This is a genomic window from Streptomyces sp. UC4497 (assembly GCF_054871485.1).
In genome coordinates, this window is the sequence record NZ_JBTYHB010000005.1 from 321,621 (window position 1) to 343,716 (window position 22,096).

The following is a 22,096-nucleotide window of genomic DNA, read 5'->3' on the forward strand; positions in this document are numbered from 1 at the left end:
GTCACATCCGCCGCAACACCTCACGCACAACCTGTTCGCACAGCTCATGCGTGGCGAGCGCGTCCCGCGCGCTCAGCACCTTGCCCGCCCGCACCGCGTCGAGGAACGCGAGCACGGCCTGCTCGATGCCGCGCTGGCGGGCGACCGGCACCCAGTCGCCGCGACGGCGGACCGTGGGTTGGCCCTTGTGGTCGACGACGTCGGAAAGGTTGTTGACCTGCCGCTTCGAGTCCTGCCCCGACACCTCGAGGATCTCCTCGGTGGAACCGCTCAGCCGGTTCATGACGCCGAGCGCGGTGAAGCCGTCGCCCGCGAGCTGGAGTACGACGTGTTCAAGGAGGCCGCCCTCGACGCGGGCGCGCACGCTCACGTCCTCGACCGGTCCCGGCGCGAGGAAGCGCAGCGTGTCGACGACGTGGATAAAGTCGTCGAGGACCATCGCGCGCGGCTCCTCGGGGAGCCCGACGCGGTTCTTCTGCATCAGGATCAGCTCGCGCGGGTGCTCGACGCACTGCGCGTACCCGGGCGCGTAGCGGCGGTTGAAGCCGACGGCCAGGCTCACGCCGCGTTCCTCGGCGAGCCGTACGAGCCGCTCGGACTCGGCGAGTTCGTAGGCGAGCGGCTTGTCGACGTACGTCGCGACGCCCGCCTCCAGGAGCCGCGTGACGATCTCCGGGTGGGCGGTGGTGGGCGCGTGCACGAAGGCCGCGTCGAGGCCCTGCGCGAGGAGCGAGTCGAGGTCGGCGTGGCGCTGCGATTCGGGCACGCGGAGCTGGTCCGCGACCTCGGTCAGGGTCGCGGGCGTCCGCGTCTGCAGGTGCAGTTCGAGCGCGGGCCGCGCGCCGAGCACCGGCAGGTACGCCTTCTTGGCGATGTCTCCGAGTCCGATGACGCCGACTTTCACGTCTGAGTGCTCCTGTCCTGCGACGACCGGGCCGTGCCGGCCCGCGCTTGCGTCCGGGCAGCATACGGGGCGGTGTACGGCTCGCGCTGGGGCGGGCGCCAGTCCGCGATGCCGTCCATGCCGCGCAGCAGGAAGGCCGGGCCGAGCGCGCCGACGGCGCGGATCGCCGTGTTGCGCAGGGCGATCAGGGGCCGGTTCGCGGTGAGGTTGACGCGGCTGACGGTCATCGCCTTGCGCGCGATCGCCGTCGTACGGGGCAGCCGTGCGGCCGTGTAGCCGGGCAGGTCGAGCGGGGCGTCGGGGGCGGCGTGGTGGGCGAGGACGACCGCGTCCTCGATGGCCTGGTTGCCGCCCTGGCCGAGGGTCGGCGCCATGGCGTGCGCGGCGTCGCCGAGCAGGGCGACGCGGCCGCGGTGGAAGGCGGGCAGCGGCTCGGCGATCTGGTGGACGTCGTGGCGAAGGACCCGGCCGGGCTCGACCGCGTCGAGGATCGCGGGAATCGGATCGTGCCAACTCCCGTACAGGCGACGGAGTTCCGCCCTCTCGTCGCCGTCTGGTGCCCGCTGTCCGGCCGGGGCCATGGCCGCCGCGTACGCGTAGACGGTGCCGTCGGCGAAGGGGTGGGTGCCCCAGATCCGGCCGCGACCCCAGGTCTCGTGCTGGGTGAAGGGGCGGCCGAGCGGCGGCACGAGCACGCGCCAGGTGGTGAAGCCGGTGTACTCGGTGCCGGGGTGCTCGGGGAAGAGCGCGCCGCGCACGGCGGATTTGATGCCGTCGGCGCCGACGACGAGCTCCGCCTCCAGGTCTCCTTCGGGTGTGCCGACGCGCGCGGGGCGGGCCGGGTCGTCCGAGTCACCGGGATCGAGGAGCCGCGCGTCGGACGCGGTGCGCACGGCGTCGGCGGGCAGCCGGCCCGCCAGCTTGTCGACCAGGGTCGCCCGGTGCAGCAGCACGATGGAGCCACCGAACCGCTCGGCCGCGAGCTTCGGGTCGGCCCGCGAGAGCCAGCGCCCCTTCGGCGTGAGCAACCCACCGTCCCCCTCCCACGCCTCGAGGGAACGGATCTCGTCACCGAGTCCTACGACGCCGAGCGCGCGCTGGGAGTTGGGCGCGAGCGAAATCCCCGCCCCCACGGGCTTCAGCTCGCCCGCCCGCTCCAGAACGGTGACCTGCCAGCCGCGCAGCTGGAGCGCGAGCCCGGCGGTGAGCCCACCGATCCCGCCTCCGACGACGACGGCACGGGGCTGTCGGGACATGACGCCTCCTATGGAGTACCGAAGAATCACTACACCTGTAGTGAGCCCGGACCACGACCGTACTACACCCGTAGTAATCGCGATAGATTCCTCCTATGACCGACCCCGAAGCCGCCCCCGCACTCGCCCTCACCCGGGCCGACCGGATCGCCGACGCCGCCCTGACGCTGCTCGCGGAACGCGGCATGCGCGGACTGACCCACCGCGCGGTCGACGAGGTCGCGGGGCTGCCCCAGGGCTCGACGTCGAACCACGCTCGCACCCGCCTCGCCCTCCTGGAAACGGCGGTGCGGCGGCTCGCGGTGCGCGAGGGGCAGGTGCTCTCGGTCGACGAACTCCCCACCCCCGCGGGCGGCCTCGCCTCCCTGGTCGACGGAATGGCCCTCGCCCTGCACCGCTACCTCACCCACCACCCCCAACTCCTCGTCTGCCGCTACGAGTTGGCGCTGGAGGCAACCCGCAGGCCCGAGCTGCGCACCTTCTTCGACGAGACGGGCCGCCAGTTCCGCGACCCCCTCACCACCCTGCTCCGCTCAGCAGGCTCAAGCACCCCCGAGCGCCACACGCTGTCCCTGATCGCCTGGACGGAGGGCATCATGTTCTCCTCCGTGGCCGGCTCATTCCACACCTCACCCCCCACCCTCCCGTCCCTCCGCAAGAGCTACACCGAACTCCTCAACGGAATGCTGACCCATTCAAGCCGCCTCTAGGACGCCCACAACCCCTACGGCGATCGACCACCTATCAAGCCCGTGCGGCGATTGAGCACAAATCAAGCCCCTGCGGCGATTGAGCAGCGGGGTCCGGGGCAGAGCCCCGCGACGTAAGCACCCCTCCCGCCCCACGCGGAGCACCCGTCACCCATGCGGGGCATCATCCCCCCATTCCCTCCCCCACCCCCCGCTCCCCCACCAAAGTGGCCCCCGTGCCCCGAACGCCCAGCTCAACCACATTCCTGCTGACCGCGGCCGCCGCCGTCACCGCAGTCACCGCCTCCGGCTGCGTCAGCGTCCGTCCGCCGGCCACCCCGAAGGCGCCCTCCCCCTCGGTCTCCGCCCCGGCGCCCCGCCCCGAGGGACATGCCGACCACCCGGTCGTCCAGGCGCCCGCCCGCGAGGCCATGGAGCAGCTGAAACCGTCCACCCCGCAGCACACCCCGGCGCGGCACCCGGAACAGCCGCCGCAGGCAACCGCCCCCACTCCCCCGCGCCCGGCCCCGAGAGCCACCCAAGCCCCGCACCGAACCACCGCCCCCGACCCCCGTACCGGCCCCGAAACGCGGCACGTCAAGAAGGCCCCGAAGGTCCCCGCCCAGACCGACGTCTGCGCCCTCGGCCGTCGATACGGCGGCTGGGACCCGGACAGCCCCCAGGCGGCCATCTGCCGTGACACCTACGGCGGTTGACCGCGCCCGCGCCTCCGCAGCCGCGGGAAGCTCCCCCGCCTACGAGCCGTTCCGCGGCGGCCCCAGCGGCTCCCCGCCGGACCGGCCCTCACCCCCGCGCCCGTCCCCCGCTCTCGGCTCCGCCGGCCCCGCCCCCATCGTGGCCACCCGCTCCTCGAGCCGCGTGAGGGCGGCCCGTACCCCGTCCCCGTAACCGTCGTCCCCCAGGGCCCCCGCCGCCGCGCGGGCCCGCGTCAGATGGCTGCGGGCCGCCCCGGGGCGGTCCAACTTCACGTAGTCCGCCGCCAGGTTGAGATGCAGCGACGGATAGAACGCCTTCAGCGCCAGGGACGCCTCGTGCTCGGCGAGCCGCTCCTGGGTCAGGGAGTCGGCGGCGGACAGCGCGCGCAGGTCCCAGGCCAGCTCGTCCGACGGGTCGTCCTGGGTGTCGGCCATGTAGTGCGCGAGCGTGCAGCGGTGCAGCGGGTCGCCGTCCTCCCCGATCTCCGCCCACAGGCCGAGGAAGCGGCCCTGCGCCTCCTCGCGGTCGCCGCCGTGGTGCAGCATGACCGCCTGCCCGATGCGGCTCATCATGGCGTCGTCCGACGCCTGCTCACGCTGCTGTGCCACTGTCTCCTCCAAGCTCGGCCGCCCGGTGCGCCCGACCACGATGTCCGATCCGACGACGCTAACCGGCGGCACTGACAATCCAGCTCAGGCACGACTCCCCGCGAGCCGGGCCGGCGCCCGCCCCAGATCGGGACCCGCGCTCAGCCCAGGTCGGGAATGGTCCAGTCGATCGGCGTGTGCCCCTGCGCGGCGATCGCCTCGTTGATCTGCGTGAACGGCTGCGAGCCGAAGAACTTCCGCGCCGAGAGCGGCGAGGGGTGCGCGCCCTTCACCACCGCGTGCCGCTCGGTGTCGATGAGCGGCAGCTTCTTCTGCGCGTAGTTCCCCCACAGCACGAAGACCGCCGGGTCGGGCCGCTGGACGACGGCGCGGATCACGGCGTCCGTGAACTTCTCCCAGCCCTTGCCCTTGTGCGAATTGGCCTCTCCGGCCCGCACCGTCAGCACCGCGTTGAGCAGCAGCACGCCCTGCTCGGCCCACGGCATCAGATACCCGTTGTCCGGGATCGGGGTGCCGAGCTCGGCCTGCATCTCCTTGTAGATGTTGCGCAGCGAGGGCGGCGTCTTCACGCCGGGCCGCACCGAGAAGCACAGGCCGTGCCCCTGCCCCTCGCCGTGGTACGGGTCCTGGCCGAGGACAAGCACCTTGACCTTGTCGTACGGCGTCGCGTCGAGCGCGGCGAAGACCTGCTCGCGCGGCGGGTAGACGGGACCCTTCGCGCGCTCCTCCTCGACGAACTCGGTGAGCTCCTTGAAGTAGGGCTTCTGCAGTTCCTCGCCGAGGACGCCGCGCCAGGACTCGGGCAGCATCGCGGTGTCGGTCACGTCAACAACCTCCGGGGTACGGGCACATGCACGCCCGCGCCCCACCGTGCCGGGGACGCGGCCGCATCTACACCCAGAAACCTACCGGCGCCCACTGACAATCGACGCCTGCACCCACATCACCAGCTCGTCTTGCGGTGCAGCTCCCACATCATCATGATCGTCGACGGGTCGAGGGCCCGCTCGCCGCCCGAGATCTCCTCGCTCGCCGCGATGAACTGCTTGCCCTGCCACAGCGGCAGCAGCCGCGCGTCCCGCACCATGATGTGCTGGGCCTGCTCGAACTGTCGCACCACGACGCCCCGGTCGCTCTGCTTGCGGGACAGCGGAAGCAGCTTGTCGGTGATCTCGGGCGAGACGTACGGCGTGCTCAGGGCGTTCTTCTCGCCCACGAAGGGCGCGATGAAGTTGTCCGCGTCGGGGAAGTCGGGGAACCAGCCGCGCCCGAACACCGGGTACTCGCCCTTCTTGTATCCCTGTTCGAACGACTTCCAGGGGCGGCTCTTGAGCGTGACCTTGAAGAGCTTCGACGCCTCCAACTGCCGCTTGAGCTCGGCGAACTCGGGCTCGGTGGCGGAGCCGTAGCGGTCGGAGGTGTACCAGAGCGTGAGCGGGACGGGGGCGTTGATGCCCGCCTTGGAGAGGATCTGGGCCGCCTTCGCGGCGCTCGGGTCGTTGAACTCGTCGAAGAAGTCGGTGGTGTGGCCCGCGAGGCCCCTGGGGACCATCGAGTACAGCGGTTCCACGGTGTTCGCGTACACCTTCTCCGCGATCGCCCCACGGTCGACGATCTGGGCCACCGCCCGGCGCACCGCGCTCTTGCCGGCCCACGGGTCCTTGGGGTTGAACACCAGATAGCTGATCTCCATGCCCGCGCCCTCGACGAGCTGCAGGCCGTTCGCGCCCTGCTTGTTCTGGAGCTTCACGATGTCGTCGGCCGCGAGACCACGGAAGGTCGCGTCGATCTTCTTCGCCTTCAGGGCGCCGACCATGGCGGACGACGTCTTGAAGTAGCGGATGGTCACCGCGTCGTTCTTGCGGTCCGCGAAGCCCTGGTAGTTGTCGTTGCGCACGAGTTCGCCCTTGCTGCCGTCGGCGTACGACTTGAGCACGTAGGGACCCGAACCGGTCACCTTGCCGTCCGTGCGCGCGGACTTGGCCGGGTACGCGGAGGGGTCGACGATCGACATGGCGGGGGTGGAGAGCACGAACGGGAAGGTGGCGTCCGGCTTGGTGAGGCGGAACGTTACGCCGCGCTCGCCCTGCGTCTCCACGCGGTCGAGGCTGCCCAGCAGCCCCGCGGGGCCGCCGCCCCCGCCGACCTTGCGGACCCGGTCGATGGAGTACTTCACGGCCTTGGCGTCGAGCTTGTTCCCGTTGGAGAACTTCATGTCCTCCCGCAGCTCGCAGTGGTAGACGCGGTTGGCGGAGTCCTCGAACCGGCACTCGGCCGCGTCCGCCTGCGGTTCGGCGGCGCCCGAAGGCAACGCCACCAGCGTCTGGTAGACGTTGCGGAACAGCTCCCACGAGCCGTCCCAGGACATCGCGGGGTCCAGCGTGCTCGGCACACTGGTGGTGCCCACGGTGATGGGCCGCGCGTCGGAACCCTCGCCCGAGTTCATCAGACCGCACCCCGTGAGCAGGGTCATCGACGCGAATGCAGCCCACGTGCGAGGGGCAGGGAACCTGTTGAACACGCGCTCGCTCCTCGATCAGCCATGCCAGGTCGGCAGACAATATCGCAGCGCCCCGCCGGTTCAACTGCTTGAAACGACGGGGCACTTCGCGAGCGGGGCCCTTTGTGGAACGTTGTCGCGCAACGCCCGGAATCTGCCCTCGGGGACTCGGCCCCGCGGGCCTATTCGACGCCGGCGTTGAGGAACTTGCCGCCGTCCACGACGAGGTTCTGCCCGGTGATCCAGCCGGACTGCTCGGAGGTGAGGAACGCGGCGGCGCCCCCGATGTCCTCCGGCACACCGAGCCGGCCCATCGGGTAGGTGGCCGCGACCTCGGCCTCCCGGCCCTCGTACAGGGCGGTCGCGAACTTCGTCTTCACGACCGCCGGGGCGATCGAGTTGACCCGTACCACCGGCGCGAACTCGTGCGCCAGCTGGAGCGTCAGGTTGACCATGGCGGCCTTGCTGATGCCGTACGCGCCGATGAACGGCGAGGCGGAGATGCCCGCCACGGACGTGATGTTGACGATCGCGCCGCCGTTCTCCTTCTGCCACGCCTTCCACGTCTGCTGCGCGAAGCCGAGCGCGGAGACGACGTTGGTCTCGAAGACCTTGCGCGCCACGTTCAGGTCGAGCTCGGCGATCGGGCCGAACACCGGGTTCGTACCGGCGTTGTTGACGAGGAAGTCGACGCGGCCGAACGCCTCCATGGTGCGCTCGACGGCGGCGGCCTGGTGCGCCTCGTCGTGCGCCTTGCCCGCTACGTAGATCGCACGGTCGGAGCCGAGCTGCTCGACGGCCTCCTTGAGGGCGTCCTCGCCGCGTCCGGTGATGCAGACGCGGTCGCCGCGCGCGATCAGGGCCTCGGCGATGCCGTAGCCGATGCCGCGGCTCGCGCCCGTGATGAGCGCGACCTTGCCGGAGAGCTCCGGAAGTTCGGAAGTGGTCATGTCCGTATCCCCCGGCCTCAGTTGAGCGGGCCGCCGGCCACGTACATGACCTGGCCCGAGACGAAGCCGGCCTGCTCGCCTGTGAAGAAGGCGATGGCGTTGGCGATGTCCTCCGGGCGGCCCACGCGTTGCACCGGGATCTGGGTCGCGGCCGCGGCCTGGAAGTCCTCGAAGCCCATGCCGACGCGCTCGGCGGTGGCCTTGGTCATCTCGGTGACGATGAAGCCCGGGGCGACGGAGTTGGCGGTGACGCCGAACTTTCCGAGCTCCTTGGCGAGGGTCTTCGTGAAGCCCTGCAGACCGGCCTTGGCGGCCGAGTAGTTGACCTGGCCGCGGTTGCCGAGCGCCGAGGACGACGACAGGTTGACGATGCGGCCGAACTTGGCGTCCACCATGTGCTTCTGGACGTACTTCGACATCAGGAACGCGCCGCGCAGGTGCACGTTCATGACCGTGTCCCAGTCGTTGGCGCTCATCTTGAACAGCAGGTTGTCGCGCAGCACGCCCGCGTTGTTCACGAGGATCGTGGGGGCGCCGAGCTCCTCGGCGATGCGCGCGATCGCGGCCTCGACCTGCGCCTCGTCGGAGACGTCGCAGCCGACGGCAAGGGCCTTGCCACCGGCGGCGGTGATCGCCTCGACGGTGTCCTTGCAGGCGGCCTCGTCGAGGTCGATCACGGCGACGGCGCGGCCCTCTTCGGCCAGACGGATCGCGGTGGCGGCGCCGATGCCGCGCGCGGCTCCCGTGACGATCGCTACGCGCTGCTCAGTGGTGGACATGCTCTTCGGTCTCCTCGCCCTAGAGGTGCGGCCGCCGCACCCGGTGCGGGTGAGCAACCGCTTAGTACCCTGTGCGTGCGACGCTAGAAGCCCTGGCACCCGGTGTCAACGTGCCCACCAGGTGCCGCTGATCACTAGCCGCCCCCGACCTGGGCGTTCAGCGCACCAGCAGGCCCAGCAGGCGCTCCGCCTCGGCGGCCGGATCCGCGGTCAGACCGGTGTGCACGGGACCGGGCTGGACCACGGTCGAGCGCGGCGCGACGAGCCAGCGGTAGCGCCGTCCGGCGTCGTCCGCGGCCGCCTGGCCCGCGTCGTCTCCCCCGCGACAGTGCCGCTCGACGGCATGCAGTACGGCGCGCACACCCGTCACGTCGGCCTCGGGGTCGAGCGCGAGCAGCCGCTTCTCGTCGAGGTGGGTGAGGGCCGTGACGAAGGACTTGGCGCGGCAGTACACGACGACACCGGCGTTGATCTGCTCCCCGCGTTCGATACTCGGCACGACGCGCAGCAGGGCGTACTCGAAGACGTGGCGCTCGCTCATCGGGCGGCTCCTTCGGTCACCCAGCCGGGTGTGGTGACGGGGCGGGTGTCGGCCGCGGGCAGCGTGACGCGTTCGTGAATCGTGGCGGCACGCGCGCGTAGCGTCTCTACGTAAGCGCGCCGCACCGCGTCCGGGGTGTCGAATCCGGGCTCGTCCGCGAGCCACACGTCGGGCACGTCGGCGGCGGCCCCGGCGATCAGCTCCTCCGTGACGAGCGGCGCGAGCTCGGCCGCGGCGCTCTCCACGTCGGGCCCGAACGGGGCGAGGGCGTGGTCGCTCGCGTCGTACGGCTTGTCCGCCCACGCGTGCGCGCCGCGCCAGTTGTGGTGCCAGATCATGCTGGCGCCGTGGTCGATGAGCCACAGCTCGCCGCCCTGGACCAGCATGTTGGGGTTGCGCCAGGACCGGTCGACGTTGTTGATCAGCGCGTCGAACCAGACGATCCGGCCCGCCTGAACCGGATCGACGACGTACGCGAGCGGGTCGAAGCCGAGCGCCCGCGGCAGGAACCGCATGCCGAGGTTGGTGCCGCCGCTCCCCTTCAGCAGCTCCTGCACCTCCTGGTCGGGCTCGCCGAGGCCGATCACCGGGTCCAGGTCGATCGCGACGAGCTCCGGCACGCGAAAGCCGAGCGCGCGCGCCAACCGGCCGCAGATGACCTCGGCGACAAGCGTCTTGCGGCCCTGTCCCGCGCCGGTGAACTTCATGACGTACGGGACGAGGTCGTCGGCCTCGACGAGACCGGGCAGCGACCCGCCTTCCCTCAATGGGGTGACATAGCGGGTCGCGGTGACTTCGGTGAGCATGCGCCCAGGTTATGAGATCAGGAGGGCGTTGAACGTCCAGGGATCACCGTACGTACCTCAGGGAAACCCCCACGGGATCCAGCACGTCCCCTCGACCCGACCCACCGATGAAGGGACCTTCACCTCATGACCGCTTCGCAGGAGCCCGCCCCCACGAGCCACGTCCCGTCGCGCCGCACCGTCGTCACGGCGGTCGGCGCCGTGGGCATCGCCGCGGCGCTGACCGCGTGCGGCAGCTCGGACGAGGACACGTCACAGCCCGCGGGCAACGCGTCGTCGGGCGGCGGCGAGAAGAAAGGCAACGCGATCGCCAAGACCTCGGACATCCCGGAGGGCGGTGGAAAAGTCCTCACGGACGCCGGGGTCGTCGTGACGCAGCCCGCGTCCGGCGAGTTCAAGGCGTTCACCAACATCTGTACGCACTCGGGGTGCAAGGTGAACAAGGTGGCCGACGGCACCATCGACTGCCCGTGCCACGGCAGCAAGTTCTCCATCAAGGACGGCAGCGTGGCGCATCCGCCGGCCACGCAGCCCCTGGAGGAGAGGAAGCTCAAGGTCAGCGGCGACTCGATCGAGCTCGCGTAGCCCGACAGGGCATCGGCCCGGCGCAGGGCCTAAGGGCGCTTCCACGCGTCGAGCACGTCCGGTGTCGCCGTCACGGTGGCGACCAGGGCGAGCGTGTTGTCGATCATCGCGGGGGTGTAGTCGGCGGGCACCCCCGCGATGGCGTCCCGGGGCACGACCACCGTGTAGCCGAGGTTGACGGCGTCGAACACGGCGTTCGGGATGGCCACGTTGGCGGAGACCCCGGTGACGACGAGCGTGCGGCAGCCGAGATTGCGCAGCAGCGGATCCACGTCGGTGCCGGAGATGGGTGAGAGCCCGTGCAGTCGGCGTACGACGAGGTCCTCGTCCGCGACCTCGATCGGCGGGGAGACGCGGACGGCGTCGGTGCCCGAGAGCTGCTTCACGGGAAGGCGCTCGGTCGCGCGGAAGAGCCGGGCGTTGCGGCTGGCCCCGCGGCCGTCCGGGCGCCGCTCCGCGACGGCGTGCAGGACCTGGACTCCGCTCTCGTGGGCGGCGGCCACCAGTCGCGCCACGTTGGCGAGGGCCCCCGACGACCGTGCCTCTTCGGCGAGTTCGGGCAGTGCGCTGTCGGCGCCGACGACGCCCTGCTGGCACTCGACGGTCAGCAGCACCGTGCTCGCCGGGGCGAGCAGCTCGGCCAATTTCTCGCGCTTCGCGTGCTTCTCGTTCAACGGCACGACCGCCCCCTGCCTGTCGGATTCCGGGCTGCTGGAGGCTAGCCACCATTGCGTGCACAGGGAAGAGGTCGCATGCTGCGTTCCTGATACCACGTCAGGCGAGTCGGACACCGTTCAAGGGAGCCCAGATGACCACCGCCACCCAGCGCCGCGGACGCAAAATCATGATGTCGACCGAGGAGCGCGACGCGTTCCTCACCGAGCAGCGCACCTGCCGGGTCGCCACGGTGGCCGCGGACGGCACGCCGCACGTCAGCCCGCTCTGGTTCGTCTGGGACGGCACGTCGCTGTGGATCTACTCGCTGTCCCGCAGCCGCCGCTGGGCCGACCTGCGGGCCGACAGCCGGGTGGCGGTGGTGGTCGACGCGGGCGAACAGTACGGGGAGCTGCGCGGCGTCGAACTGTCCGGGCGCATGGATTTCGTCGGCGAGACCCCGCGCACCGGCGAGGAGTGCCCCGAACTCGACACCGTGGAGAGGCTGTTCGCGCACAAGAACTTCGGGATGACCGAGATGGTCCACGACGGCCGACACGCGTGGGCGCGACTCACGCCGGACAAGATCGCGTCATGGGACTTCCGGAAGCTGGCCGATCCGGGCCGCCGCTGACGCCACCCGCCAGCCGCCACTGATCGGCCATCGGTTATCGGCCGTGGCCCACGACCATCACCCGTCGGCCAGCTGCCCAAGGTCCGCCCCCACCTTCTGAAGCGCCCGCACCGCCGCGCGGATCGAGGGCCGCCGGTCCGCGTCCGCGCGCCACACGACGTACACATGACGCCGCACCTTCTGCCGCACCGGCACCGTCACGACACCCTCGGGCATCGGATCGCGGCCGAGCAACGGCGCGACGCACACGCCCAACCCGGCGGCGACCAGGCCGAGTTGGGTGTGCGTCTCGGCGGCGCGGTGGCCGACCTGCGGCTCGACGCCCTTGGCGCGCAGCGTGAACATCAGCCACTCGTGGCAGAACTCGCCCTGCCCCCAGGTGATCCACTCGTCGTCCGCGAAGTCCTCCAGGCCGACCTCCTCGCGCCCCGCCAGCGGATGGTCGGCCGGCATGGCGACATCGGCCGGATCGTCGAGAATGCTCGCCTTGACCAGGCCTTCCGGCATGGGCATCGGCTTGTTGTACCAGTCCAGTACGACGGCGAGATCGAGATCCCCGCGGATCACCTCGGCGACCGCGGCCTCGGGCTCCAACTCCTGGGACCGTACACGTAGTTGCGGATGTTCGGCGCGCAGCGCGGCGAGCGCGCCGGGGAACAGTCCGCGGGCGGCCGTCGGGAATGCGGACAGTCGCAGCTCCCCCACGACCTGCCCGCGCTGCGCCTCCAGGTCGGACTGCGCCAGCTCGACCTGCGAGAGGATGCGCGCCGCGTGCTCCGCGAGCAGCCGGCCCGCGTCGGTGAGCCGCACGCCGCGCCCCTGCTTGGCGAGCAGTTGCTGGCCCGCCTCGCGCTCCAGCTTGGCCATCTGCTGCGAGACGGCGGATGTGGTGACGTGCAGCCCTTCGGCCGCGCCGCTCACCGATCCGTGCCGGGCCAGGGCATCCAGGACCCGTAGGCGCTCCAGGTTCAACATGTAAGTGATGCTAATTGGTACCCGGAAATTAATCTCGCTTGTGCTACGAAGACGCGGGGAGCCACTCTGGACCCCATGAGCACGACGACCGCTTCCCGAGCCACTGCGGCTCCGCCCACAGCCGGCACCCCGCGACCCGCCCTCGACTGGCGCATCCGCTTCGGCGTACTCGCCCTCATCTGGGGTTTCAGCTTCCTGCTCATCAAGGTGGGCACGGAGGGCTTCGCCCCGTTCCAGGTCACGCTCGGGCGCCTGCTGTTCGGCGCGGCGGTCGTGCTCGTGGCCATGATCGTGAAGCGTCAGCGACTGCCCCGCGGGGCCCGCACCTGGGGGCATCTGGCGGTCGCGGCGCTCTTCCTGAACGCGCTGCCGTTCTCGCTCTTCGCGTTCGCCGAGGAGACGATCCCGTCGACGCTCGCCGGGATCTGCAACGCGACGTCGCCGCTGTGGGGCATGGCACTCTCGCTGGTCGCACTCTCCGAGGACCGGCCCACGCGGCGCCGGGTCGCGGGTCTGGGCATCGGTTTCCTCGGCGTGCTGACCGTCCTCGGCGTGTGGCAGGGCTTCCACGGCCTGGACGTGGCGGGCACGGCGATGGCGTTGCTGGCCTCGCTCTGCTACCCGATCGGCTGGATCTACGTCCGCCGCACGCTCGCGAACACGGGCGAGTCGAACGTGTCGATGATCGGGGCGCAGCTGCTGCTCGCCACCGCCCAACTGGCGCTCGTCACCCCGCTGTTCACGTCCTGGCCGACCCACTTCGCGATGGGCCCGCTGCTCGCGATCGCCGCGCTGGGCGCGCTCGGCACGGGCGTGGCGTTCCTCATCCAGTACGGCCTCGTGGCCGAGGTCGGCCCGACGACCGCGCAGATGGTCACGTACTTCGTCCCGGTCATCGCGACAGCAGCCGGCGTCGCAGTCCTCGGCGAGTCCCTCTCCTGGTCAACCCCTATCGGCGCAGCCATCGTCCTGGCCGGCGCAGCCCTGACACAGTCGCGACGGCGCGGCGGAAACCGCCCCTGAGCCACGGGGGCCAGCCAGCCCCCGCCTTGAGCAACCCACCACCCACCACGCCTCCCCACCCCTGACGGCCAACGCCGCCCCCGCCTTGGGCAATCTGCCGCCTGGGGCGGCAGGGTGGGCAAGGCGGCACCCCGGCGCGGGCAGCGCCCTCGGGAGGCCCCCACCCCGGCACAGCCCAAAAAGCCGGCCCCGCGCAACGGAACCCCCTAAGCCCCACCCCGACGCGGCACCGAACCCACGGCCCACCGCAACCCTCACGCGTAATGCCTCCGCGGAGCGGCCCGCACGGCCGACACCACCGCATCCGCCACCACCCCGACCTCCTCAACCCCCAACCGGGACACGGTGATCCGCACCCCCGGCGCCGCCTCCATCCGGAACCTCGCCCCCGGCGCCACCGCCCACCCCGCATGCAACAACCTCGCCACCGCCCCGGTCTCATCCGGCACCGGCACCCACACATTCATCCCGCTGCGCCCATGCGCAACGACCCCCCGCTCGGCCAGCGCGGCGACCAGCGCATCCCGCCGCTCCCCGTACGACGCCGCGACGGCCACCGCATCCACCGCCCCGGCCTCCCACAGCCCGGCCACGGCCCGCTGCGTGATGCGGCTGACCCACCCGGGCCCGAGCCGCTGCCGCCCCCGCACCCGATCCACCGTTCCGACGTCCCCCGTAAGCACGGCGAGCCGCAGGTCGGGCCCGTAGGCCTTGGCCACGGAACGTACGAACGCCCACTGCCGCGTCGCCCCGGCGAGCGGATGCAGCGGCAGATCGACGATGCCGTGACCATGGTCGTCCTCGATGAGCAGGACCTCCGGGTGCGCGCCCAGAATCTCCCGCAACGCCTCCGCCCGGCCCGACCCCACCGCCGCCCCGGTCGGATTCTGCGCCCGGTCCGTCACCACGATCGCCCGGGCCCCCGCCTCCAGCGCCCGCTCCACGTCGTCCGGCAGCGGCCCCTCGTCGTCCACCCCGACCGGCACCGTCCGCAGCCCGAGCGCGGGCACGAGGTCGAGCATGCTGCCCCAGCCGGGATCCTCCACGGCGACCGCGTCCCCCTGCTTGAGGTGCACGGCGAGCACCCGCTCGATGGCGTCGAGCGAACCGGACGTCACGGCGACGGGCCCGTCCGGCACCCCGTCCGCGTCGAGGTCGGCCCGCGCGCGGCGCACAAGCCCCGGCTCCAGGGAGTCGTCCCCGTACAGCACCGGCTCTTTGTCGGCGACGCCGGCCGCCGCCGCGAACGCCTCGACCAGCGAGGGCAGCAGCGCGGTGTCGGGATTGCCGTCCGACACGTTCCGCACCCCCTCCGGCACGTCCACGCGGATGGCCTCGCGCGCGGTGATGACCGGCTTCGAACGCACCCGGCTGCCGCGCCGCCCGGCCGTCTCGATGACCCCGCGCTCACGCAGCGACCGATACGCGGCCGCGACCGTATTCGGATTCACCCCAAGCTGCTCCGCCAACTCCCGCATGGGCGGAAGCAGTTGACCCGGCTCCAGGTCACCTGAAATCACTCCACGCTCGACGCTGGCACAGATCTCTGCTGCGCGACGCCCACTGATCCGATACTCTCCTAGCACAAACAGCAGTATGTACTAGTGCAATGGAGTTCGCAACATGAGCGTCACCCAGGACGTGAACCAGGAACAGCCGGCCGCCTCCTACGCGCCCACGGACCGCACGACCCCGACCCGCTCCAAGGAGCGCGCGGCGTACGACCACGCCCTGGTGCACTCGATACTCGACGAGACCTACCTCTGCCACCTCGGCTTCGTCCGCGACGACGCCCCCGTGGTGCTGCCCACGCTGTACGCGCGCGTGGGCGAGCGGCTCTACGTGCACGGCTCCACCGGCTCGCGCCCGCTGCGCATGGCGGGGCAGCGGGACCCGGGCCTGCCGGTCTGCGTGACCGTGACCCATGTCGACGGCCTGGTGCTCGCTCGCTCCGCCTTCCACCACTCCATCAACTACCGCTCCGTGGTGGTGCACGGCACGGCGCACCAGGTCACGGACGCCGAGGAGAAGCGGCTCGCCCTGGACGCGATCGTCGACCACGTGGTGGCGGGCCGCTCCGCCGACTCCCGGGCCGCGAACGCCAAGGAGCTCGCCGCGACGGCGGTGCTGCGCATCGACCTCTCCGAGGTCTCGGCGAAGGTCCGCGAGGGCGGTCCGAACGACGAGCCCGAGGACATGGATCTGCCGCACTGGGCGGGCGTGGTCCCGGTACAGCGCGGCTACGGCGAGCTACTCCCCTCGGACGACCTCGCCGACGGCATCGACGTTCCCTCGTACCTCAAGGGGCTGTGATGCTGATCCACCCCTGGGACGCGGCGCGCGACACGGCCGAGTGGCAACAGTGGCTCGCCGCCCACGACTTCGGCCAGCTCGCGGTCAACGGCCTCGACGGCGAGCCCCCTTTCGTACAACCCATGCACTTCGCGTACGCCCCTGAAGGCCCGGGCGAGTTCGGTGAGGTCGTCGCCCACCTCGCCCGCCCCAACCCCCTGTGGTCCGCGCTCGACGCCAACCCGGAGGTGCTGCTGAGCGTCGTCGACGACTACGCGTTCGTGCCGGGCCCCTGGCAGGCGCCGCCGGACGTCCCGCCGGAGCACGGCACGCCGACCAGCTTCTACGCCGCCGTCCAACTCCGCTGCACCGCGCGCGTGGTGGACGACGCGGAGGAGAAGGCGGAGCTCCTGAACCGGCAGGTGGGCCACTTCCAGCCGCCCGGCCTCTCGGTTCCGGTGGCCGCGGGCGAGGCCCCGTACGGCCGGATGCTGCCGGGCATCCGAGGCCTGCTGCTCCAGGTGACCGACGTACGCGCCAAGTTCAAGTACGCGGAGCACAAGCCCGAGGAGGTCCAGGACAAGATCGCGGCGGGCCTCGCCGGTCGCGGCGACCCGCGCGACGCCGCCGCCCTCGCCACGCAGCGCCGGCGCCGTCACGAACCCGCTTAGCGGGTCATCCGGTTGAGGTGGACCGGGCCTCCGCCACGGCGAGGCCCGTCACCGCCGCCAGCATCAGGGCGGTGCCCGCGACGGTCGCCCCGGTCAGCTCCTCACCGAGCAGCGTGACCGCGATGACGGCGGCGCCGACCGGTTCGAGCAGCATGATCACGGAGACGGTGGCGGAGCGCACGGCCGCCGCGCCCGCGAAGTACAGGCTGTACGCGAGCGCGGTCGGCACCGAGGCGATGTACACCAACAGGCCGAGGACGGCGAGGTGATGGCCGGTGTGCGGCACCAGTCCCTCGGCCGCGCCGAGCGGCAGCAGCACGAGCGAGGCGACCGCGAACGTGCCCACGGTCGTGCCGAGCCCGCCCCCTCCCCCGCCGTGCCGCCCGAACCACCGGGTGAGCAGCGTCATCACGGCGTACCCGGCTGCGGACAGCAGCGCCCACACCACTCCGAGCGGACGCACGGTCGCCCCGCCACCACCGAGGACGAGGACCGCGAGCCCGCCGAGCGCCCCGGCCACGGACAGCAGCCCGCCCACACCGAGCCGCTCCCCGAGCAGCACGCGCGCGCCGACCGCGATGAGCACGGGCCCCGCCCCGAGCGCGACCACGGTGCCAACGGCGAGCCCGGTCACCTGCACCGCCGCGAAGTAGGCGGTCTGGAACACGGCGAGCGAAAGACCGAGCACGCCCAGCCGGACGGCCTTGCGCCCCCGCGTCTCGTACGACACAGGCGTGGGCGTACGCCGCAGCGCCCGCACGGCGACGAGCAACAGGAGCCCGCCGACGCAGCGCCAGAACGACAGGGCACCCGGCCCCAGGTCACTGGCCCGGAACACCAGCGAGGCGGCAGCGCCCGCGGTGCCCCAGGCGACACCGGCGACGACCAGATACACCAGACCGCGGGCGACCGGCAGTTGACGTAGGGGCCCAGAACCAGAAGCAGAACCGGATCCGGACGCAGAACCGGCTACAGACCCGGAATCAGCAGGCGCGACCGCGCCCGCCTTGAAGACATGCGAGACATGCGACACGTGACACTCCACGGAGAGCGGCCCTCCGTCAGACACCGGGGGCCAGGAACACGGACCGTCGTGGGCGGACGGCCGTGTCCCTCCGGGAAGCGCCGCCCGCGGCAGGGCCGAACACGGCGCCGGGGATCGCTTCAAGCAGCACGGTTTCGACCGGCACCCTCAGGTGGCAGCCCCACAGTGGCGAGATCCCCGGTCGACCGGGCCCGGCCACGACGGCCGGGCAGCCCTCAGACGGCCGGGGGCGGGAGGACGAGTGCGCGTGCGTGCATGCCCGGCAGGCTAGACGGCCCCGCCGGAGCGCGACAACACGTTTTCCGGTGCGTCGTCAGCGTCGTCGGACGGATTCCGCGGCGTCGCGACCGACTTCGACGACTGTGCGATGAGCGCCCCGACCAGGACCATCGCCCCGCCGAACAACTGCGGACCCGACAGGTGCTCCCCGAGCAACACCCAGGCGAGGACGGTCGCGACGACCGCCTCCAGGCAGGCCACGACCCCGGCCACCTGCGGCGACAGGAGGCGCACCGACACCACACCGGTGAGATACGCGACGACCGTGGCCAGCAGCACGATCCAGCACAGCAGCAGCCACGCGGGCACGGACGTGCCGTCCATGGAGGCGCTGCCCGCGAGCACCGACCAGTCCATGCCCCAGGGGCGGGCGATGACCGTGAGCAGCAGGGCGCCGATGAGCAGCCCGTACGCGATCACACCGAACGGGTCGGGCACCTCTGCCCCGGATTCGGCCGCGTCGCCGCCGTGGTCGGACAGCACGAAGTAGCCGACCTGGCAGCAGGCCGCGCCGAGCGCGAGCAGCAGGCCGAGCGCGTCGAAGCCGAGTCCCGACCACACCTCGACGACACAGGCGAGGCCGGCCACGGCGATCACGACGCCGACCGCGGCAGCGCGTGTCACGGGCTTGCGCTGCACAAAGCGGACCCAGCCGAGGACGAGCGCGGGCGCCAAGTACTCGATGAGCAGGGCGACACCGACGGGGATGCGGGAGATCGCGGCGAAGTAGCAGGCCTGTACGCCCGCCACCGCGAGCAGTCCGAATCCGGCGAGCAGCGCGGGCCTGCGCAGCACGAGCGCGCGGTGCCGCCAGGCGACCGGCAGCATGACCAGGGCGCCGCCGGCGACGCGCAGCCACACCACATGGAGCGGGTCGAGCCCCGCCTCGATCAGTGGTTTGGCGGCCACCCCGGAACCGCCGAACGCGAGCGCGGAGAGGAGGGCAAGGCCCAGTCCCATGCCACGCCCGCGGGTTGCCTGCTTCCCCGAAGACCCCATTGACTCGTGCACCGGCACATCATGGCAGGGTGCGTCAGGACCGTCATCCCCATTGACCCCTGTCTCACGGGATGGACGGCGGCCCCGTGGGTCGCCTTGCGCGGAAAGCAAGTCGAGCCGCAGGGCCACCGCGCCTCACACACGGCTCCGCCGAACCGCGGCACCCCGGCGCCTCGCAATCCGCTTCAGTTGAGCTGCCGCCGCAGCCGCTCCACATCGACGCCCGCCCGGCCGAGCACCTCGACCGCCCGGCACTCCACGTCCGCCGCGAGCGCGGCGAGCACGTCGACGCCGCGCGCCCGCTCGTCCCCGCGCGACGCGGCCCGCTCCACGCCCGCCTCCATCGCGGCGGCCGCGACGGGCGACCAGCCGGGGGCGGAGGGCACGAGAGGCACGGCGCCGGAGTCCTCCACGGAGCCCTGCCAGCGCAGCCCGTACCCGATGCTGCGCTGCACGAGATAGCCGAGCAGCCGCGCCACCTGCGCGCCTTCCGGGAACGCGGCACGTACGTCGGGATCCGTCTCAAGAAGGGAGTGCAGCAGGTGCGCGGTGTCGATCTGCCGGTCCCCGTCCCGGACCGCGCGCCGCCGAGCGCCCGCGACGACCGCCGCGAGTTCGTCGCTGAGCTGGGCGTCTACGGGTTCGTCGCTGGTGGGGCCGAGCGCATCGGCGTCGGACGGGGTTGAGCTATGCACACTCCCCACCCCATCAGCGCGGGCCCTTCGGAACATCCACGGTGAGGAGCATTCTCATGTCCGACACAAGTTGGGCACTGATCAAGGACATCTCCTCCTTACGGATGAGATCGAGCCACCCGTCCCCGAGGGGACCGGAACGCGCCACCCCGGAACTGACGGGTCATCAGTATTGAATGTTCGAGGCCACACGGCTACTTTCCGCGACGACGCGACACCGAAGCCCGTCATGGCTCACGACTCAAAGGGGTGGCCACATGGCCGAAGTCAGCGCGGAAGCACGCATCGAAGCGCCCACGGAGAAGGTCTGGGCGCAGCTCACCGACTTCTCTTCGTACGGGAAGTGGAACGCCACCCACACCGACTTCCCGAAGGGCGGCCCCACCTCACTCGAAGTGGGCGGCCAGTTCGAGGAGAACATGAAGCTGATGGGCTTCCCCGCCGAGGTCAACTGGACCATCGAGGAGCTGGAGGACGGCCGCGCCTTCGCCATCAGGGGCAAGGGCCCGATGGGCGTGAACCTCTTCATGCACTACTCGCTCACCCCGGACGGCGACGCGACGACGGCCCGCATCAAGGGCGAGTTCACGGGCGCGGCGGTCTCGCTCATGGCGGGCAAGCTCAAGGACTCGGCGACGGCCGCGCTCGACGAGTCACTGCGCAAGCTGAACGGGCTCGTGACCTGACGGCACGACCTGACCCCTTCGTACGTACGCAGTACGTACTACGTACGTGACGTACGCACGCGAAGAGGCGCCCCGCACCTGTCGTACGGGACGCCTCTTCCGCGCTCTGTGGCCTGTCCGGGCCCGCACGGGGCTCAGTCCTCGTCGGCGAGGATCAGGTACAGCTTCTTGCGCGCGTCGGTGATGACGGAGAGCGCCTTCTCGCGCTGCTCCTTGCTGCCGGTCTTCCAGACCTGACCGAACGCCTCCATCAGGCCGAATCCGGCCTGCCGGATCTCGTTCATGGCCTCCCAGTCGACGCCGCGACCGGCCTCCTCCCAAGGGGCTTCGGGCCCCTCCTCGGCGGCGGTACGGCCGTCGTCCGTGAGCGAGAAGAGCTTCTTGCCGCCCTCGCTCGCGCTGGCGATCAGGCCCTCGTCCTCGAGCAGCTGCAGCGTCGGGTAGACCGAGCCGGGGCTCGGCTTCCACGCGCCGCCGCTGCGCTCGGCGATCTCCTGGATCATCTCGTAGCCGTGCATCGGGCGGTCCTTCAGCAGGGCCAGGATCGAGGCGCGCACGTCACCGCGCCGCGCCCGTCCGCGAGGCCCGCCACCGCGGCCGCCGCGCCCCCAGGGGCCGGGACCGCCGGGGCCGCCGAAGCCGGGCCCGAAAGGCCCGAACGCCGCGCGCCGGCTCTCGAAGCCGCCGCGCTCGAATCCGCCCCTGCCGGGGTGGCCGGGGCCGAAGCCGCCATGTCCGTGTTCGTGTCCGTGGTTACGCATGGGAATCAGTCCTTTCACAACTGATCGCAGGTTTCTCTGAACGCGATCATCAACCGATCGCGATGCCTCAACGATATATCGGGACTGTTCGGATGGCAAGCCCCGATCGCAGCCCTCAATCGCGGCACCCGACGGCAAGCCCGATGGCTCCCGGAAAACAGGCCAGCCACCCCGGATTGGCCTTGGGCCGTTGTCAGTGAGGGCAACTAACGTCTCTGACATGCGTATTCGTATCGTCGACGCCTTCACCGACCGGCCCTTCGGCGGCAACCCCGCCGGCGTCCTGCTCCTGGACGCCTTCCCCGACGACGCCTGGCTGCAGAACGTCGCCCTGGAGGTCAACCACGCCGAGACCGCCTTCGCGCACCCCCTGCCGGAGGGCGGGGACGCCGACTGGGCGCTGCGCTGGTTCACGCCCGCCACCGAGGTCGACATGTGCGGGCACGCGACCCTGGCCACCGCCCACGTACTGCACTCCACCGGGGTGACGCGCGGCCCCGTGCGGTTCGCGACACGCAGCGGCGTGCTCGTGGCGACGCCCGGCGAGGACGGTTCGCTCACGCTCGACTTCCCTACGGCGCCGCTCACGGAGGAGCCCGTCCCCGCGGGGCTCGCCGAGGCCCTCGGCGCCGAGCCGCTCTCCGTGCACGACACGGGCCCGTCCGTCGGCGACCTGGTCGTGGAGCTCGCCGACGAGAAGGCCGTGCGGGCGCTCGCCCCCGACCACAAGGCGCTCGTGGGCCTCTCCCGGCGCGGCATCATCGCCACCGCCCGCGCCGAGGACCCGTCCCGGGGCTACGACTTCGTGTCGCGCTGCTTCTTCCCGGGCGTCGGCGTCGACGAGGACCCGGTGACCGGGAGCGCGCACACGGCGCTCACCCCGTTCTGGGCGGCGCGCCTGGGCCGCGAGGAGCTGACCGGACTGCAGGCCTCCCCCCGCAGCGGTCTCGTACGCGTCGCCCTGCGCGGCGAGCGCACACTCCTGACCGGCCGCGCGGTCACGACCATCGAGGGCGAACTGCACGCATAAGCCAATACGCGTAGGGG

25 protein-coding genes are annotated in these 22,096 nt (G+C 71.5%); 9 read left to right on the forward strand and 16 right to left on the reverse strand.

The window, feature by feature from the left end; all coding sequences use genetic code 11:
• Nucleotide 1 precedes the first annotated feature (1 nt).
• Both ACYSUO_RS10315 and ACYSUO_RS10320 read right to left on the reverse strand, forming a co-directional pair.
• Nucleotides 2-904: a Gfo/Idh/MocA family protein gene (locus ACYSUO_RS10315; RefSeq protein WP_461775757.1), complete on the reverse strand. Its 903-nt coding sequence runs from the start codon at nucleotides 902-904 to the stop codon at nucleotides 2-4.
• The gene (locus tag ACYSUO_RS10320; protein WP_461775758.1) at nucleotides 901-2,160 is read right to left on the reverse strand and encodes an FAD-dependent monooxygenase; all 1,260 of its coding nucleotides are present in this window, start codon (nucleotides 2,158-2,160) and stop codon (nucleotides 901-903) included. The genes ACYSUO_RS10315 and ACYSUO_RS10320 overlap by 4 nt, the downstream gene beginning before the upstream one ends.
• Nucleotides 2,161-2,255: 95 nt before the next feature.
• Here ACYSUO_RS10320 and ACYSUO_RS10325 point away from each other — a divergent pair, with 95 nt between their 5' ends.
• Together ACYSUO_RS10325 and ACYSUO_RS10330 are read left to right on the forward strand one after the other, a co-directional pair.
• A complete protein-coding gene (locus ACYSUO_RS10325; protein ID WP_461775759.1) occupies nucleotides 2,256-2,870 on the forward strand; it encodes a TetR/AcrR family transcriptional regulator in 615 nt (204 codons plus the stop codon).
• Between the two features lie 215 nt (nucleotides 2,871-3,085).
• Nucleotides 3,086-3,565: a hypothetical protein gene (locus ACYSUO_RS10330; RefSeq protein WP_461775760.1), complete on the forward strand. Its 480-nt coding sequence runs from the start codon at nucleotides 3,086-3,088 to the stop codon at nucleotides 3,563-3,565.
• 39 nt (nucleotides 3,566-3,604) lie between these two features.
• Here the strand turns inward: ACYSUO_RS10330 and ACYSUO_RS10335 are convergent, their stop codons facing one another.
• The 7 genes from ACYSUO_RS10335 to ACYSUO_RS10365 all read right to left on the reverse strand — a co-directional run bounded on the left by ACYSUO_RS10335 (nucleotide 3,605) and on the right by ACYSUO_RS10365 (nucleotide 9,750).
• The gene (locus tag ACYSUO_RS10335; RefSeq protein WP_461775761.1) at nucleotides 3,605-4,174 is read right to left on the reverse strand and encodes a hypothetical protein; all 570 of its coding nucleotides are present in this window, start codon (nucleotides 4,172-4,174) and stop codon (nucleotides 3,605-3,607) included.
• A 140-nt stretch (nucleotides 4,175-4,314) separates the two neighbouring features.
• Nucleotides 4,315-4,998, reverse strand: coding sequence for a uracil-DNA glycosylase (locus ACYSUO_RS10340; protein ID WP_403714050.1), 684 nt, complete (start codon nucleotides 4,996-4,998; stop codon nucleotides 4,315-4,317).
• Between the two features lie 119 nt (nucleotides 4,999-5,117).
• A complete protein-coding gene (locus ACYSUO_RS10345; RefSeq protein ID WP_461775762.1) occupies nucleotides 5,118-6,647 on the reverse strand; it encodes an ABC transporter substrate-binding protein in 1,530 nt (509 codons plus the stop codon).
• A 209-nt stretch (nucleotides 6,648-6,856) separates the two neighbouring features.
• Nucleotides 6,857-7,624: an SDR family oxidoreductase gene (locus ACYSUO_RS10350; protein ID WP_461775763.1), complete on the reverse strand. Its 768-nt coding sequence runs from the start codon at nucleotides 7,622-7,624 to the stop codon at nucleotides 6,857-6,859.
• Nucleotides 7,625-7,641: 17 nt separating this feature from the next.
• On the reverse strand, nucleotides 7,642-8,403 hold the full coding sequence (gene fabG / locus ACYSUO_RS10355; RefSeq protein ID WP_266722087.1) for a 3-oxoacyl-ACP reductase FabG: 762 nt from the start codon (nucleotides 8,401-8,403) through the stop codon (nucleotides 7,642-7,644).
• A 157-nt stretch (nucleotides 8,404-8,560) separates the two neighbouring features.
• The gene (locus ACYSUO_RS10360) at nucleotides 8,561-8,944 is read right to left on the reverse strand and encodes a DUF3037 domain-containing protein (RefSeq protein WP_403714042.1); all 384 of its coding nucleotides are present in this window, start codon (nucleotides 8,942-8,944) and stop codon (nucleotides 8,561-8,563) included.
• Entirely contained in the window at nucleotides 8,941-9,750 is an 810-nt protein-coding gene (locus ACYSUO_RS10365; RefSeq protein WP_461775764.1) for a HipA family kinase, read from the reverse strand. Before ACYSUO_RS10365 ends, ACYSUO_RS10360 begins: the two co-directional genes overlap by 4 nt.
• A gap of 126 nt (nucleotides 9,751-9,876) precedes the next feature.
• Here ACYSUO_RS10365 and ACYSUO_RS10370 point away from each other — a divergent pair, with 126 nt between their 5' ends.
• Nucleotides 9,877-10,335 (forward strand): Rieske (2Fe-2S) protein, encoded by a 459-nt coding sequence (locus ACYSUO_RS10370; protein WP_403714038.1) that lies wholly within the window; start codon nucleotides 9,877-9,879, stop codon nucleotides 10,333-10,335.
• A 29-nt stretch (nucleotides 10,336-10,364) separates the two neighbouring features.
• Here ACYSUO_RS10370 and ACYSUO_RS10375 read toward each other — a convergent pair whose 3' ends face one another.
• Nucleotides 10,365-11,015 (reverse strand): cysteine hydrolase family protein, encoded by a 651-nt coding sequence (locus ACYSUO_RS10375; RefSeq protein WP_461775765.1) that lies wholly within the window; start codon nucleotides 11,013-11,015, stop codon nucleotides 10,365-10,367.
• A gap of 128 nt (nucleotides 11,016-11,143) precedes the next feature.
• Here ACYSUO_RS10375 and ACYSUO_RS10380 point away from each other — a divergent pair, with 128 nt between their 5' ends.
• Nucleotides 11,144-11,623, forward strand: a complete 480-nt coding sequence (locus ACYSUO_RS10380; RefSeq protein WP_461775766.1) for a pyridoxamine 5'-phosphate oxidase family protein — start codon at nucleotides 11,144-11,146, stop codon at nucleotides 11,621-11,623.
• A 57-nt stretch (nucleotides 11,624-11,680) separates the two neighbouring features.
• Here ACYSUO_RS10380 and ACYSUO_RS10385 read toward each other — a convergent pair whose 3' ends face one another.
• Nucleotides 11,681-12,598 carry a LysR family transcriptional regulator gene (locus ACYSUO_RS10385; RefSeq protein ID WP_426905078.1) on the reverse strand — a complete coding sequence of 306 codons (918 nt, stop codon included), beginning with the start codon at nucleotides 12,596-12,598 and terminating at the stop codon, nucleotides 11,681-11,683.
• A 75-nt stretch (nucleotides 12,599-12,673) separates the two neighbouring features.
• Between ACYSUO_RS10385 and ACYSUO_RS10390 the strand changes: the two genes are divergently transcribed.
• Nucleotides 12,674-13,621 (forward strand): DMT family transporter, encoded by a 948-nt coding sequence (locus ACYSUO_RS10390; RefSeq protein ID WP_461775767.1) that lies wholly within the window; start codon nucleotides 12,674-12,676, stop codon nucleotides 13,619-13,621.
• Between the two features lie 254 nt (nucleotides 13,622-13,875).
• Here the strand turns inward: ACYSUO_RS10390 and ACYSUO_RS10395 are convergent, their stop codons facing one another.
• The gene (locus ACYSUO_RS10395) at nucleotides 13,876-15,207 is read right to left on the reverse strand and encodes an aminotransferase class I/II-fold pyridoxal phosphate-dependent enzyme (protein WP_461775768.1); all 1,332 of its coding nucleotides are present in this window, start codon (nucleotides 15,205-15,207) and stop codon (nucleotides 13,876-13,878) included.
• A gap of 37 nt (nucleotides 15,208-15,244) precedes the next feature.
• Between ACYSUO_RS10395 and ACYSUO_RS10400 the strand changes: the two genes are divergently transcribed.
• Entirely contained in the window at nucleotides 15,245-15,934 is a 690-nt protein-coding gene (locus ACYSUO_RS10400; protein ID WP_461775769.1) for a pyridoxamine 5'-phosphate oxidase family protein, read from the forward strand.
• Nucleotides 15,934-16,584: an FMN-binding negative transcriptional regulator gene (locus ACYSUO_RS10405; protein ID WP_461775770.1), complete on the forward strand. Its 651-nt coding sequence runs from the start codon at nucleotides 15,934-15,936 to the stop codon at nucleotides 16,582-16,584. The genes ACYSUO_RS10400 and ACYSUO_RS10405 overlap by 1 nt, the downstream gene beginning before the upstream one ends.
• Nucleotides 16,585-16,588: 4 nt before the next feature.
• Here ACYSUO_RS10405 and ACYSUO_RS10410 read toward each other — a convergent pair whose 3' ends face one another.
• From ACYSUO_RS10410 to ACYSUO_RS10420, 3 genes are all read right to left on the reverse strand, one after another.
• On the reverse strand, nucleotides 16,589-17,500 hold the full coding sequence (locus tag ACYSUO_RS10410) for a DMT family transporter (protein ID WP_461775801.1): 912 nt from the start codon (nucleotides 17,498-17,500) through the stop codon (nucleotides 16,589-16,591).
• Between the two features lie 396 nt (nucleotides 17,501-17,896).
• Complete coding sequence (locus ACYSUO_RS10415) at nucleotides 17,897-18,868, reverse strand: EamA family transporter (RefSeq protein WP_461775771.1); 972 nt, start codon at nucleotides 18,866-18,868, stop codon at nucleotides 17,897-17,899.
• A 224-nt stretch (nucleotides 18,869-19,092) separates the two neighbouring features.
• A complete protein-coding gene (locus tag ACYSUO_RS10420; protein WP_328634094.1) occupies nucleotides 19,093-19,602 on the reverse strand; it encodes a Clp protease N-terminal domain-containing protein in 510 nt (169 codons plus the stop codon).
• A 257-nt stretch (nucleotides 19,603-19,859) separates the two neighbouring features.
• On the opposite strand from ACYSUO_RS10420, the gene ACYSUO_RS10425 reads away from it, so the two are divergent.
• Nucleotides 19,860-20,288 (forward strand): type II toxin-antitoxin system Rv0910 family toxin, encoded by a 429-nt coding sequence (locus ACYSUO_RS10425; protein WP_327664398.1) that lies wholly within the window; start codon nucleotides 19,860-19,862, stop codon nucleotides 20,286-20,288.
• Between the two features lie 134 nt (nucleotides 20,289-20,422).
• On the opposite strand, the gene ACYSUO_RS10430 is transcribed toward ACYSUO_RS10425, so the two are convergent.
• The gene (locus ACYSUO_RS10430) at nucleotides 20,423-21,049 is read right to left on the reverse strand and encodes a PadR family transcriptional regulator (RefSeq protein ID WP_461775772.1); all 627 of its coding nucleotides are present in this window, start codon (nucleotides 21,047-21,049) and stop codon (nucleotides 20,423-20,425) included.
• A 220-nt stretch (nucleotides 21,050-21,269) separates the two neighbouring features.
• On the opposite strand from ACYSUO_RS10430, the gene ACYSUO_RS10435 reads away from it, so the two are divergent.
• Nucleotides 21,270-22,079, forward strand: coding sequence for a PhzF family phenazine biosynthesis protein (locus tag ACYSUO_RS10435; RefSeq protein WP_461775773.1), 810 nt, complete (start codon nucleotides 21,270-21,272; stop codon nucleotides 22,077-22,079).
• Nucleotides 22,080-22,096: the final 17 nt, after the last annotated feature.

Bases quoted from the DNA above. Each gene is read 5' to 3' on its own strand.
- ACYSUO_RS10365 (WP_461775764.1), bottom strand. From the start codon at position 9,750: ATGCTCACCGAAGTCACCGCGACCCGCTATGTCACCCCATTGAGGGAA.
- ACYSUO_RS10320 (WP_461775758.1), bottom strand. From the start codon at position 2,160: ATGTCCCGACAGCCCCGTGCCGTCGTCGTCGGAGGCGGGATCGGTGGG.
- ACYSUO_RS10345 (WP_461775762.1), bottom strand. From the start codon at position 6,647: ATGACCCTGCTCACGGGGTGCGGTCTGATGAACTCGGGCGAGGGTTCC.
- ACYSUO_RS10325 (WP_461775759.1), top strand. From the start codon at position 2,256: ATGACCGACCCCGAAGCCGCCCCCGCACTCGCCCTCACCCGGGCCGAC.
- ACYSUO_RS10425 (WP_327664398.1), top strand. From the start codon at position 19,860: ATGGCCGAAGTCAGCGCGGAAGCACGCATCGAAGCGCCCACGGAGAAG.
- ACYSUO_RS10430 (WP_461775772.1), bottom strand. From the start codon at position 21,049: ATGCGTAACCACGGACACGAACACGGACATGGCGGCTTCGGCCCCGGC.
- ACYSUO_RS10400 (WP_461775769.1), top strand. From the start codon at position 15,245: ATGAGCGTCACCCAGGACGTGAACCAGGAACAGCCGGCCGCCTCCTAC.
- ACYSUO_RS10415 (WP_461775771.1), bottom strand. From the start codon at position 18,868: ATGGGACTGGGCCTTGCCCTCCTCTCCGCGCTCGCGTTCGGCGGTTCC.
- fabG (WP_266722087.1), bottom strand. From the start codon at position 8,403: ATGTCCACCACTGAGCAGCGCGTAGCGATCGTCACGGGAGCCGCGCGC.
- ACYSUO_RS10380 (WP_461775766.1), top strand. From the start codon at position 11,144: ATGACCACCGCCACCCAGCGCCGCGGACGCAAAATCATGATGTCGACC.
- ACYSUO_RS10350 (WP_461775763.1), bottom strand. From the start codon at position 7,624: ATGACCACTTCCGAACTTCCGGAGCTCTCCGGCAAGGTCGCGCTCATC.
- ACYSUO_RS10360 (WP_403714042.1), bottom strand. From the start codon at position 8,944: ATGAGCGAGCGCCACGTCTTCGAGTACGCCCTGCTGCGCGTCGTGCCG.
- ACYSUO_RS10435 (WP_461775773.1), top strand. From the start codon at position 21,270: ATGCGTATTCGTATCGTCGACGCCTTCACCGACCGGCCCTTCGGCGGC.
- ACYSUO_RS10390 (WP_461775767.1), top strand. From the start codon at position 12,674: ATGAGCACGACGACCGCTTCCCGAGCCACTGCGGCTCCGCCCACAGCC.
- ACYSUO_RS10405 (WP_461775770.1), top strand. From the start codon at position 15,934: ATGCTGATCCACCCCTGGGACGCGGCGCGCGACACGGCCGAGTGGCAA.
- ACYSUO_RS10385 (WP_426905078.1), bottom strand. From the start codon at position 12,598: ATGTTGAACCTGGAGCGCCTACGGGTCCTGGATGCCCTGGCCCGGCAC.
- ACYSUO_RS10370 (WP_403714038.1), top strand. From the start codon at position 9,877: ATGACCGCTTCGCAGGAGCCCGCCCCCACGAGCCACGTCCCGTCGCGC.